Genomic DNA, 14,376 nt, shown 5'->3' with positions numbered 1-14,376 from the left:
CGGTCAGGACGCGCCGAGGCGGCGGTCGATGAACGCGAAGAGCTCGTCGTCGCTGGCTTCGTCGAGCGTTTCGGTAACCGGTGCGGCCGCCCCGGTCACCTCGGCCCACTGGCCGGTGAGTGCTTTCAGCCGGGCCGCGACGCCGTCGCGTACGGCCAGTTCGGCGACCTCGTCCGGCAGGAGGGCGGTCAACGCCTGCTCCAGCCGGGCCAGTTCGTCGAGCAGACGCGGCGTACGGGTCGGGGCGAGCGTGCTCAGCAGGTGGTCGGCGAGAGCGCGCGGCGTCGGGTAGTCGAAGGTGAGCGTCGCCGGCAGGCTGAGCCCGGTGGCGGCGTTGAGGCCGTTGCGCAGTTCGACGGCCGCGAGCGAGGTGAACCCGAGGCCGGTGAACTCCAGGTCCGGGTCGACGGTGTGCGCCGCCCCGTCGCCGATCGTGGCGGCCACCTGGGTGAGGACCACGGTCAGCACCGCCTCGTTCCGGCCGGCCGGGTCGGTCGAGGCGAGCTGCTCGGCGAGCGTACGGTCCGGTCCGCGCCGGCTGGCCCGACGCTTCGGTGCCTCCCGCAGCAGGCCGCGCAGCACCGCCGGCACACTGGCCGGGGTGGCCGTCGGGTCGAGCCGTAGCGGCACCAGGGCCGGTTCCGCGGCGCCGAGGCTCAGGTCGAACGCGGTCAGTGCCTGGGTCTCGGTCATCGGCAGGATGCCCGTGCGGGCCATCCGGGCCAGGTCGGTCCCGGCGAGGGTGGCGGCCATGCCGGCCGCCCATGGCCCCCAGGCCAGGGAGGTGCCGGGCAGGCCGGCACGCCGCCGGTACGCGGCGAGGGCGTCGAGGAACGCGTTGGCGGCGGCGTAGTTGCCCTGCCCGGGGCCGCCGACGACGCCGGCCGCCGAGGAGAACAGCACGAACGCGGTCAGTTGCCGGTCCCGGGTCAGTTCGTGCAGGTGCCAGGCGGCCTCGGCCTTGGGGCGCAGGACCGTGGCGACGCGCTCCTCGGTCAGCGCGGTGACCACCCCGTCGTCGAGCATCCCGGCGAGGTGCACGACACCGGTCAGGTCGGGGAGGCCGTCGAGCACCTTGGCGAGCGCGGCGCGGTCGGCGGCGTCACAGGCCACCACTGTGGCGGTGGCTCCGGCGGCGGCGAGGTCGCGGACGAGAGCGTCCGCGCCCGGCGCGTCGGGGCCCTGCCGGCTGAGCAGCACCAGGTCGGTGACGCCGTGCCGGGTGACCAAATGGTGGGCGACGACCCGGCCGAGCCCACCGAGGGCGCCGGTGATCAGGACGGTGCCGGTGCCTGGGTTGGCGACCTCGTCGCCACTCACCGGGTACGGCGTGAGGACGGGGGTGAAGACGCCGTCCACACCGATGGTGATCTGGGACTGCTCGGCTGCCGCCGCGGCACGGATCTCCTCCTCGCCGGTGCCGGGTTCGGCGTCGACCAGGGTGAACCGGCCGGGGTGCTCCGACTGGGCGGCGCGGACGAGCCCCCAGACGGCGGCTCCGGAAAGGTGGGTGACGTCGCGGCCGGTGGCGCCGGCGGTGACCACGGTGAGGCGGGTGTCGTCCGCGATGGCCGACTGGAGGGCGGTGAGCGTCCGGGCGGTCGCGGTGCGGGTGGCTGCCAGGGGGTCGCCGCCGTCCGCCGCGATCCGCAGGATCACGGTCTCGGTGTCGCCGGTGCCGGGCAGGTCGATCGGCGTCCAGTCGAGGCGGTGCAGCACCGACGGCGGCGCGTACGCCCGCAGTCGCAGGGCGGCCACGGAGACGACCGGGTCGCCGACGGCGTCGGCCAGCGTGACCTGGACCGCGTCGCCGACGCTCAGGCGGACCTGGGCGGCGGTGGCGCCGGGCTGGTGGATGGTGACCCCGGACCAGGCGAACGGCACCTTGGCGGCGCCGTCGCCGGTGTGGTCGTCGAGGCCGAGGGTGTGCAGGGCCGCGTCGAGCAGGGCCGGGTGGATGCCGTAGCCGCCGGTGTCCACCTCGTCCGGCAGGACGACGTCAGCGTGCAGGGTGCCGTCGGTGTCGCGCCAGGCGGTCCGGACCCCCTGGAACGCCGGGCCGTAGTCGAGGCCGCGTCGGAACAGCTCGTCGTAGAGTCCGTCCACGTTCAGCGGTGCCGCGGCGGCCGAGCGGCTCACCGGGAGGACCGGTGCGTCGTCGGTGGGAGCGAGGGTGCCGGTGGCGTGGGCGGTCCAGGTCGCGCCGTCGGTGCTGGCGTGGATGGTGACCGGGCGGCGGCCCTCGTCGGTGGCCGCGCCGACCCGTACCTGGATCTGGGCGCCACCCTCGTCCAGGATGAGCGGGGCGGCGAGGACCAGGTCGTCGAGGCGGTCGCCGGTGCCGGCGGCGAGGGCGGCTTCCACCAGCGCGGTTCCGGGCACCAGGAGGGTGCCGTCGACCCGGTGGTCGGCGAGCCACGGCACTGTCGCGACCGACCAGTGACCGGTGAGGACGCGTTCCCCGCCCGCCTCGGCGAGGGTGACGGCGGTGTCGAAGAGCGGGTGGCCGGTGCGGTCGCGGCGCGCGGCGGCGGCCGGGCCGGTGGGCCAGTAGCGGCGGTGTTGGAAGGCGTAGGTGGGCAGCTCGATGAGGCGTCCGCCGGGGTGGCACGGTGCCCAGTTCACCGCGACGCCGCGCACGAAGGCCTGGGCCAGGGCGGTGAGCAGGGTGGTCGGTTGGTCGCGGTCAGAGCGTTGCACGGGTACGAACACCGCGTCCGTCACACAGTCCGCGCCCATGGCCGACAGGACCCCGTCGGGGCCGATCTCGACGAATGTGGCGACGCCCAGGTTCTCCAGGGTGGAGATGCCGTCGGCGAAGCGCACCGCCTCCCACACGTGCCGCACCCAGTACGCGGCGTCCTGCGCCTCCGCGACCTGCCCGGTCACGTTCGACACCACCGGAATGCGCGGCGACTCGTAGGTCAACGATTCGGCGACCTGCGCGAACTCCGCGAGCATCGGCTCCATCAACACCGAGTGGAACGCGTGACTCACCCGCAGACGCTTCGACTTCTTGAATTTCGCCGCCACCGCAGCGACCTCGTCGGCCACACCCGACAGCACCACCGAACGTGGGCCGTTGACCGCCGCGACAGACACGCCGTCGGTCAACAGCGGCAGCACGTCGGCCTCGGTGGCCCGCACCGCGACCATCACCCCACCCGGCGGCAGAGCCTGCATCAACCGACCACGGGCGGCGACCAACTTCGCCGCATCCGACAGGGACAGCACCCCGGAAACGTGCGCGGCGGCGATCTCACCGATCGAATGCCCCACCAGGTAATCCGGCGTCACGCCGAACGACTCAACGAGGCGGAACAACGCCACCTCGACCGCGAACAACGCCGCCTGCGTGTGGACCGTCTGATCCAGGGCCTCCGCGTCGTTCAAGATCACCTCGCGGATCGGCCGGTCGAGATGACGATCCAGCTCCACGCAGGCCGCGTCGAACGCCTCGGCGAACACCGGGAACGACGACGCCAACCCCAGACCCATACCCGGCCGCTGCGACCCCTGACCGGAGAACACGAAAGCCAGCTTGCCGTCGACCACGTCACCGGTCACCAGGCCGGGATCCGTCCGCCCCTCGGCCGCCGCGTCGAGGGCGTCCCGCCCGAACACCACCGCCCGATGGGGGAAGGTGCCGCGCGTGCTGAGGGTGTGTCCGATGTCGGCGGGGTCCAAGCCGGGGTGGGTCCCCAGGTGGGCCAGCAGCCGGGTCGCCTGGTCGCGTACACCGTCGGTGGTGGTCGCCGTGAGCGGCCAGATCGCCGGCCCGGTGTGCGGCTGCCGGGGTGCCGGGGCGGGCTCGGGAGCGGCTTCGAGGATGACGTGGGCGTTGGTGCCGGAGACACCGAACGAGGAGACGGCGGCGCGGCGGGGACGGCCGTTCACCGTCCACGGCCGTTCCTCGGTGAGCAGGGCGACGGCGCCGGCCGACCAGTCGATGTGCGGGGACGGGTCGTCGGCGTGCAGGGTGCGCGGCAGGACGCCGTGCCGCATCGCCTCAATCATCTTGATGATGCCGGCGACGCCGGCGGCGGCCTGGGTGTGGCCCATGTTCGACTTGATCGAGCCGAGCCACAGTGGTCGGTCGTCGGGGCGGTCCTGACCGTAGGTGGCGAGCAGGGCCTGCGCCTCGATCGGGTCACCGAGCACGGTGCCGGTGCCGTGCGCCTCGACGGTGTCGACGTCGGCGGTGCTCAGGCCGGCGCTGGCCAGTGCGGCGCGGATGACCCGCTGCTGGGCGGGACCGTTCGGGGCGGTCAGGCCGTTGGAGGCGCCGTCGGAGTTGACGGCGCTGCCGCGGATGACGGCGAGGACCGGGTGGCCGTTGCGGCGGGCGTCGGAGAGGCGTTCGACCACGAGCATGCCGACGCCCTCGGACCAGCCGGTGCCGTCGGCTCCGGCGCCGAAGGACTTGCAGCGACCGTCGGCGGAGAGCCCACGCTGGCGGGAGAACTCGATGAAGGTGCCGGGGGTGGCCATCACGGTGACCCCACCGGCGAGCGCCATCGTGCACTCGCCGCTGCGGATCGCCTGGATGGCCAGGTGGAGCGCCACCAGGGAGGACGAGCAGGCGGTGTCGACGGTGACCGCCGGGCCTTCCAGCCCGAAGGTGTACGCGATCCGGCCGGAGATGACGCTGCCCGCGTTGCCGATGCCGAGCAGACCTTCGACGGCGTCGCCGTCGGGGTCCAGGCGGGACACGTAGTCGTGGTACATCACTCCCGCGAAGACGCCGGTGCGGCTGCCGCGTACGGTCGCCGGGTCGATGCCGCCCCGCTCGAAGGCCTCCCACGAGGTTTCCAGCAGCAACCGCTGCTGGGGGTCCGTGGCGAGCGCCTCGCGTGGGCCGAGCCCGAAGAACGGGGCGTCGAAGTCGGCGGCGTCGGCGAGGAAGCCACCGGAGCGGGTGTACGAGGTCCCGGGGTGGTCCGGGTCGGCGTGGTAGAGACGGTCCACGTCCCAGCCGCGGTCGGCGGGAAAGTCACCGACCGCGTCGCTGCCGGACTCGACGAGGCGCCACAGGTCCTCGGGTGAGCTGATCCCGCCGGGATAGCGGCAGGCCATGCCGACGATGGCGATCGGCTCGTCGGCCCGGACTGGCGCGGTGGTCTCCGGGGTGCCGGTCACGTCGGCGCCGAACAGCGTCTCGTGCAGGTGGGCGGCGAGAGCGGCCGGGCTCGGGTGGTCGAAGACGAGGGTGGCCGGCAGCCGCAGGCCGGTTGCCGCGTTCAGTCCGTTGCGCAGCTCGACGGCGGCGAGCGAGTCGAAACCGGTCTCCTGGAACGCCCTGCCGGGGGCGACGGCCTGACCCGAGCCGTGGCCGAGCACGCTCGCGACGTGGGTGCGGACCAGGTCGAGGAGCGCTTCCCGCTGGTCGGCCGGGCGTAGTGCGCCGAGGCGCTGGACCAGGGAGGCGTCACCGGTGGCGGCCCGGGCGGTGCCACGCCGCCCGGCCCGGACGAGGTTGCGCAGGAGCGGGTGGACGGTGGTCGGCGCGGTACGCCCGGAGGTGAGCCGCAGCGGGACGACAGCGGTGCGCTGACCGGCCGCGTCGAGGAGGCCGAGGCCGTCCTCGGGTGTGATCAGGGCCAGTCCGCCACGGCTGATCCGCTGGACAGCGTCCGGGTCCAGGTCGGCGGCCATGCCGGCGGCCCAGGGTCCCCAGGCGAGTGAGGAGGCCGGCAGCCCGGCGCGGTTGCGCAGGTCGGCCAGGGCGTCGAGGAAGGCGTTCGCGGCCGCGTAGTTGGCCTGGCCGGGACTGCCGAGCAGACCGGCCGCCGAGGAGAACATCACGAACGCGGTCAGCGGGTGTTCGGCGGTGAGTTCGTGCAGGTGCCAGGCGGCGTCGACCTTTGGTCGGAGCACCGCGCCGAGTCGTTCCGGCGTGAGCGCGGTGACGACACCGTCGTCGATCACGCCGGCGATGTGGACGACCCCGGTCAGGCTGCCCGCGCTGCCGATCGACGCGGCGAGAGCGTCGCGGTCGGCCAGGTCACACGCCAGGACGGTGCTGGTCGCGCCGAGCGCGGCGAGTTCCGCGGTCAGGTCGGCCGCTTCCGGGGCGTCCGGGCCGCGGCGGCTGAGCAGCAGCAGGTCGGTGACGCCGTACCGGGTGACCAGGTGTCGGGTGACCAGCCGGCCGAGGGTGCCGAACGCGCCGGTGACCAGGACCGTGCCGGTGCCGAAGTCGTGGCTGGCGGCGGGTTCGGTGACCCGGGCCAGTCGGGGTGCGCGCAGGGCGCCGTCCCGGATCGCGATCTGCTCCTCACCGGTGGCGAGCACCGCGCCCAGTTGCTCGTCGCCGTCGGTGTCGATGAGCAGGAACCGGCCGGGGTTCTCGGTCTGCGCGCTGCGGACCAGGCCCCAGACGGCTGCGGCGGCCAGATCGGTGACCGGGTCGCCGGGAGCGCAGCCGACCGCGCCGCTGGTGACGATCGCGAGCCGGGTGTCCCGTTCGACGGCGTCGCGCAGCGCGGCCAGGACGGCAGCGGTGGTGGCATGGGTGGCGGTGACCGGGTCGTTGGGGTCGGTGGCGGGTACGCGCAGCACCTCGGTTCCGGTGCGGTCGGACGTGCCGGGCGCCTCGACCGGGATCCAGTCGAGGTGGTGCAGGCCGTCGGTGCTGGCGGTGCGCTCGGCGTAGCGGCGCAGCACCAGGGAGTCGGCGGTCAGCAGGGTCCGCCCGAGGGGGTCGGTGAGGTGGACGCTGACGGCGTCGGTGCCGCTGTCGGCCAGCCGTACCCGGGCGGTCACCGCGCCGGAGGCCCGCAGCGTGACGCCGGACCATGCGAACGGCACCCGGGCCTGACCGTCGTCGTCGCCCAGCAAGCCGAGGCCGAGCGGGTGCAGGGCGGTGTCCAGCAACGCCGGGTGTACGCCGTATCGGCTGCCGTCCACTGTCTCGGGTAGCTCCACTTCGGCGTACACGGCGCCGTCGGTACCCGACCACGCCTGGCGCAGCCCCTGGAACGCGGGACCGTAGTCGAGGCCCCGACGGCGCAGGGCGTCGTAGAGGCCGGTCGTGTCGATCGCCTCGACCCCGGCGGGCGGCCAGGTGGTCGTCGTGGTGTCGTCGTCGCGCCCGGCGGTGCTGAGGGTGCCGGTGGCGTGGGTGGTCCACTGGGTGCCGTCGGAGCTGGCGTGGACCGTGACGGCGCGGTGGCCGGAGTTGTCCGCCGCGCCGGTGCGGACCTGGACCTCCACCCGCTGTTCGCCGAGGATCAGCGGGGCGGCGAGGACGAGATCGTCGACCTGGTCGCAGCCGACCTCGGCACCGGCGGCGAGGGTGAGTTCGAGCAGCGCGGTGCCCGGGACGACGACGTCGCCGGCGACCCGGTGGTCGCCGAGCCACGGCAGAGCGGTGCGCGACCAGCGCCCTGTGAAGATCCGTTCGTCGCCGTCGCCGGCCACTGTGAGCATGCCGCCCAGCAGCGGGTGGTCGACCGCGTCGCCGTTGCCGGTGACCGTGGCGGCGGGCCAGTAGCGCTGGTGCTGGAAGGCGTAGGTGGGCAGGTCGATGAGACGGCCGCCGGTCAGGCACGGCGTCCAGTCGACCGCGACGCCGCGCACGAAGACGTGGGCCAGGGCGGTGAGCAGGGCGGTCGGTTGGTCGCGGTCAGAGCGTTGCACGGTAACGAACACCGCGTCGGTGACGCAGTCGGCACCCATCGCGGAGAGGACCCCGTCGGGGCCGATCTCCACGAATGTGGTGACGCCCAGGTTCTCCAGGGTGGTGATGCCGTCGGCGAAGCGCACCGCCTCCCGCACGTGCCGCACCCAGTAGGCGGCGTCGTGGACATCGGCGATCTGCCCGGTCAGGTTGGACACGACGGGGATGCGCGGCGACTCGTAGGTCAACGTGTCGGCGACCTGGGCGAACTCGGCCAGCATCGGCTCCATCAGCACGGAGTGGAACGCGTGGCTGACCCGCAGACGCTTCGACTTCTTGAAGTTCGCCGCCACCGCGGCGACCTGGTCAGCGGCACCCGACAGCACCACCGAGCGCGGACCGTTGATCGCCGCGACGGACACCCCGCCGGTCAGCAGCGGCAGCACCTCCGTCTCGGTGGCCCGCACCGCGACCATCACCCCACCCGACGGCAGGGCCTGCATCAACCGACCTCGGGCGGTGACCAGCTTCGCCGCGTCAGGCAGGGAGAGAACCCCGGCGACGTGCGCGGCGGCGATCTCACCGATCGAGTGCCCGACCAGGAAGTCTGGCCTGACATCGAAGGACTCGACGAGGCGGAACAGGGCCACCTCGACGGCGAACAACGCCGACTGCGTGTAGACGGTCTGGTCCAGGTCGCAGCCGTCGGCGATCACGTCGCGGATCGGGCGGTCGAGGTGCCGGTCCAGTTCGACGCAGGCCGCGTCGAACGCCTCCGCGTACACCGGGAACGACGACGCCAGGTCCAGGCCCATGCCGGGGCGCTGGGAACCCTGGCCGGAGAAGACGAAAGCCAGCTTGCCGTCGACCACGTCACCGGTGACCAGACCGGCGTCCGTCCGGCCCTCGGCGAGCGCTTCGAGGGCGTCCGGCCCGAACGCCACCGCCCGGTGCGGGTGGGAGCTGCGTCGGGTGAGTGAGTAGCCCAGGTCGACCGGGTCCGCGTCGAGGTACGGCAGCAGCCGCCCGGCCTGGGCGCTCAGCGCGCCCGGTTCGGCGGCGCCGAGCGTCCACGGCACCGGCAGGGCGGCCGGCGTCGGCGCGGTCAGCGGCTGCGGGGCGGTCTGCGGCTGCGGGGCGGGTGGCGCTTCCAGGATCGCGTGGGCGTTCGTGCCGCTGATGCCGAAGGAGGAGACCGCGGCGCGGGCCGGACGGTCCACGGCGGGCCACGGCTGGGCCTCGGTGAGCAGGGACACCGCCCCGGAGGACCAGTCGACGTGCGGGGTGGGTGCGTCCACGTGCAGCGTGCGCGGCAGCACCCGGTGCCGCATCGCCATGACCATCTTGATGATCCCGGCGACGCCGGCCGCCGCGACGGTGTGCCCGATGTTCGACTTGACCGAGCCGAGCCACAGCGGTCGAGCGTCCGGACGATCCTGGCCGTACGCGGTGAGCAGGGCCTGCGCCTCGATCGGGTCCCCGAGTCGGGTGCCGGTGCCGTGCGCCTCGACTGCGTCCACGTCGGCCGGGTGGAGGCCGGCGTCGGCCAGCGCCGCCCGGATGACCCGCTGCTGGGAGGGGCCGTTCGGGGCGGTCAGACCGTTGGAGGCGCCGTCGGAGTTCACGGCGGTGCCACGGACCACGGCGAGGACGCGGTGACCCTTGCGGACCGCGTCGGAGAGCCGTTCGACCAGCAGAAGGCCCGCGCCCTCGGACCAGCCGGTGCCGTCCGCGCCCGCCGCGAACGACTTGCAGCGCCCGTCGGCGGACAGACCCCGCTGGCGGGAGAACTCCACGAACGCGTCCGGGCTGGCCATCACCGTGACGCCGCCGGCCAGGGCCAGGGAGCACTCGCCGGACCGCAGCGAGCGGACCGCCAGGTGCAGCGCCACCAACGACGACGAGCAGGCGGTGTCCACGGTGACGGCCGGGCCCTCCCAGCCGAGGGCGTACGCGATCCGACCGGAGGTGACGCTGGCCGCCGTTCCGGTGAGCCGGTAGCCCTCGACACCGTCGGCGATCTGGTCACCGGTGCCGTAGCCGGAGAAGGACGCGCCGACGAAGACACCGGCGGGCTCGCCACGCAGGCCGGCAGGGTCGATGCCGGCCCGCTCGACCGCCTCCCACGCGGTCTCCATCAGCAGCCGCTGCTGCGGGTCCATGGCCAGTGCCTCGCGCGGTGAGATGCCGAAGAACGCCGCGTCGAAACCGGCGACGTCGGCGACGAAGCCGCCGGCCCGGGTGTAGGAGGCGCCGGGCTGGTCCGGGTCCGGGTCGTAGAGGGAGTCCAGGTCCCAGCCACGGTCGGCGGGGAAACCGGCGATCGCGTCGGTGCCGGACTCGACGAGCCGCCACAGGTCCTCGGGTGAACCGACGTCACCGGGGTAGCGGCAGGCCATCCCGATGATGGCGATCGGTTCGTCGGAGACGCCGACGGCCGGCGCGACGGTGGTCGCGGTGCGATCCGCGCCGGACAGCAGCGCGTCCAGCTCGGCGGCGAGGACGGCGGCGTACGGGTAGTCGAAGGCGACAGTGGTGGGCAGGCGCAGGCCGGTCGCGGCGGCGAGGCGGCTGCGCAGTTCCACGGCGGTCAGCGAGTCGAAGCCGAGTTCCCGGAACGGGCGGTCGGCCGGGACGGCGTCGGCGGACTCGTGGCCGAGGACCGCGGCGGCCTCGCTGCGCACCAGGTGCAGCAGGTACGCGCGGCGCTCGTCGGCGGTGCGGCCGGCCAGGAGATCGCCTGCCGGGACGGTGGACGGCGCCTCGTCCGGCGCGCTGGCGAGCAGCGGCGTGAGCAGAGGGCTGTTGCGTCGTACGGTGAAGGCGGGTCCGAAGCGCGACCAGTCCACGTCGGCGACCACGACCGTGGTGTCGCCGGCGGAGACGGCGTGGGCCAGCGCGGCGATGGCGCGGGTCGGGTTCATGGCGGTGATGCCGCGCCGGGCGAGCTGGGCGGAGACGTCGGCGTCGGCCATGCCGCCGCCGGCCCACGGGCCCCAAGCGATCGCGGTGGCGGGCCGACCGTGGGCGGCGCGGCGGGCGGCGAGGGCGTCGAGGTACGCGTTCGCGGCGGCGTATCCGCCCTGGTCGCCGCTGCCCCACGCGCCCGCGATCGACGAGAAGAGCACGAAGGCGTCCAGCTCGTCGCCGAGGATCTCATCGAGGTGCCGGGCACCGAGCACCTTCGCGGCGCCGAGCTCGCTGATCTCGGCGGGGCTGAGGCCGGTGAGCGGGGTCAGGTGGGCGACACCGGCGGTGTGCACGACCGAGCGGACCGGCGCGCCGTCCGCGCGGAGCGTCGCGACGAGGGCGGCGAGGGCGGCGCGGTCGGTGACGTCGCAGGCCGCGGCGGTGATCTGGCAGCCGGTTGCGGCCAGTTCGGTGGTCAGGGTGTCGAGGCCGGGCGCGTCCGGGCCACGGCGGCTGACCAGGACGACCCGGTCCGCGCCGGAGTGCGCGGCCCAGCGGGCGACGTGGGTGCCGAGCGCCCCGGTGCCGCCGGTGACCAGGACGGTGCCGGTCGGCTGCCAGGGTTCGGTGGCGGTGGCGGGGGCGCGGTCGATGCGCCGGGCGTGCAGGCCGTCGGCGCGGACCGCGATCTGGTCCTCGCCGGTGGTGCCGGTCAGAACCGCGACGAGTTGGTCGGTGACGTCCCCGGCCAGGTCGACGAGACCGCCCCAGGTGTCCGGGAGTTCGAGGGCGGCCACCCGGCCGAGGCCCCAGAGCGCGGCCTGGGCGGGGTCGGGCGCGACGCCGTCGGCTCCCGTGGTGACGGCGCCGGTGGTGACGGTCCAGATCGGTGCGGTGCTGCCGGCGGTGTCTGCCGCGCTGATGAGGGCGAGCAGGCTGGCCGTGGCGTCGAGGTCGCCGGTGCGGGAGGGCACGTGCAGGACGCCGGCCAGCCCGTCGGTGATCTCCAGGGCGATGCCGATGTCCGGGGCGGCGCCGTGCCGGGTCAGCAGGTCGTGCAGCTGCTGGGCGGTCGGGTCCGCCGGGTCGGCGACGATGCACCACCGCCCGGCGAGGGCCTCGGTGGGCGCGACGTCGACGGGCTGCCAACTCTCCCGGTAGCGCCACTCGTCGGGCGTGCCGCTCACCGGTTTCGGCAGGTCCGGCCAGTAGTAGCGGCGCTGGAACGCATAGGTGGGCAGGTCCACAGTGCGAGCGCCGGGGTGGCACGGCGTCCAGTCCACCGGCACGCCGCGCACGAAGACCTGGGCCAGCGCGGTGAGCAGCGAGGTGGACTGGTCGCGGTCTGCGCGTTGCACGGGTACGAACACCGCGTCCGTCACACAGTCGGCACCCATCGCGGAGAGCACGCCGTCCGGGCCGATCTCCACGAAGGTGCTGACACCCAGGCCCTCCAGGGTGGCGATGCCGTCGGCGAAGCGCACCGCCTCCCGCACGTGCCGCACCCAGTACGCCGCGTCCTGCACGTCGGCGATCTGCCCGGTCACGTTGGACACCACCGGGACCTGCGGGGGCGCGTAGGTCAACGTCGATGTCACCTGCGCGAACTCGGCCAGCATCGGCTCCATGAGCACCGAGTGGAACGCGTGACTGACCCGCAACCGCTTCGACTTCTCGAACTGGGCGGCGACGGCCGCGACTTCATCGGCGGCACCGGACAGCACCACCGAACGGGGACCGTTGATCGCCGCGACCGACACCCCGCCGGTCAACAGCGGCAACACCTCCGCCTCGGTGGCCCGAACCGCGACCATCACCCCGCCGGTCGGCAGGGCCTGCATTAACCGACCACGGGCCGCGACCAGCTTCGCCGCGTCGGCAAGAGACAACACCCCGGCCACATGCGCGGCAGCGATCTCACCGATCGAATGACCCACCAGGTAATCCGGGGTAACACCGAACGACTCCACGAGGCGGAACAGCGCAACCTCGACGGCGAACAACGCGCTCTGCGTATAGACGGTCTGGTCCAGGGCCCCCGCGTCATCGGCGATCACCTCGCGGATCGGCCGGTCCAGGTGACGATCCAGCTCCGCGCAGGCCGCGTCGAACGCCTCCGCGAACACCGGGAACGACGACGCCAACTCCAGGCCCATGCCCGGCCGCTGTGACCCCTGACCGGAGAACACGAACGCGAGCGGGCCGCGCGTGACGGTGTCCCGCACCACGCCGGCCGTGCCGCGTCCCTCGGCGAGTGCCGTCAGGGCGGCGAGCCGTTCCGCCGGGTCGGTTGCGGTGATCGCGGCGCGGTGCCGCAGACCGGCGCGGGTGGTGGCCAGCGAGTGCGCGATGTCACCGGGGTCGCTGTCGCGCTCGGTGAGGTGGCGGGCGAGGCGGGCCGCCTGGGCGTACAGGGCGGCGTCGTCGTGGCCGGAGAGCAGCAGCGGCGCCGGGACGGTGACCGGTTCGCGGGCCGGCTCCTCGTCGCCGGGCGGGGCCTGCTCGACGATGACGTGGGCGTTGGTGCCGGAGACGCCGAAGGCGGACACCCCGGCCCGGGCCGGGTGATCGCCGGACGGCCAGGGACGGGCCTCGGTGAGCAGCTCCACCGCACCGGTCGACCAGTCGACGTGCGGGGTGGGCGCGTCGACGGACAACGTCTGCGGCAGGGTGCGGTGCCGCATCGCCATGACCATCTTGATGATCCCGGCGACACCGGCGGCGGCCTGGGTGTGGCCGATGTTCGACTTGATCGAGCCGAGCCAGAGCGGGTCGCCCGCTGCCCGGTCCCGGCCGTAGGTGGCGAGCAGCGCCTGCGCCTCGATCGGGTCGCCGAGCACGGTGCCGGTGCCGTGCGCCTCGACCGCGTCCACGTCCGCGCCGGTGAGCCCGGCGTTCTCCAGGGCGGCGCGGATGACCCGCTGCTGGGACGGGCCGTTCGGGGCGGTGAGGCCGTTGGACGCGCCGTCCTGGTTGACCGCGGTGCCGCGGACGACGGCGAGCACCGGGTGGCCCAGCCGGCGGGCGTCGCTGAGCCGTTCCACCAGCAGCAGCCCGACGCCCTCACCCCAGCCGGTGCCGTCGGCAGCCGCGGCGAACGACTTGCAGCGGCCATCGGCCGCGAGCCCGCCCTGTCGTTCGAACTCCTCGAACGCGCCGGTGGTGCACATGACGGTCGCGCCGCCGGCCAGCGCCATCGTGCACTCGCCCTGCCGCAACGACTGGACCGCCAGGTGCAGCGCGACCAGCGACGACGAGCAGGCGGTGTCGACGGTGATCGCCGGGCCCTCAAGACCGAAGAAGTACGACAGGCGGCCGGAGACCACGGCGGCCGCGTTTCCGGTGAGCAGGTGACCCTCGTCGGCGATCGGCGTACGCATCAGCACCGACGCGTAGTCCTGCGTGTTGGAGCCGACGAAGACGCCGACCTGGCGGCCCCGCAGCGAGAGCGGGTCGACGCCGCCGCGCTCCAGGGCCTCCCAGGCCGTCTCCATGAGCAGCCGCTGCTGCGGGTCCATGGCGACGGCCTCCCGGGGCGAGATGCCGAACAGCGCCGCGTCGAACTCACCCGCCGCGTCCAGGAAGCCGGCCGGGCGGGCGTACGAGGCGGCCGGGTCCCAGCCGCGGTCGTCCGGGAAGCCGGACAGGGCCCCGGCGCCGTCGGCGACGAGTCGCCAGAGGGCCTCGGGCGAGTCGACGCCGCCGGGATACCGGCAGGCCATTCCGACGACGGCGATGGGTTCCCGCTGCGCCTCGGTGAGTCGGCGGTGCTGGTGGCGCAGACGCTCGTTCTCCTTGAGGGAGGAGCGCAGTGCCTCGACGAGCTTGTCGTTGGAGGTGGCCAT

The 14,376-nt window shown here is 74.0% G+C and carries 1 protein-coding gene; it reads right to left on the bottom strand.

Translation table 11 applies throughout. The features are described 5' to 3' along the window. Positions 1 to 3: 3 nt before the first annotated feature. Positions 4 to 14,376: a type I polyketide synthase gene (locus HNR22_RS31095; RefSeq protein ID WP_246380580.1), complete on the bottom strand. Its 14,373-nt coding sequence runs from the start codon at positions 14,374 to 14,376 to the stop codon at positions 4 to 6.

It is taken from the genome of Micromonospora jinlongensis (assembly GCF_013410645.1).
GTDB classification, from domain to species: Bacteria; Actinomycetota; Actinomycetes; order Mycobacteriales; family Micromonosporaceae; genus Micromonospora; species Micromonospora zamorensis.
The sequence above is the reverse complement of the archived record's forward strand: the minus strand, read 5'-3'. Positions and strand labels throughout refer to the sequence as shown.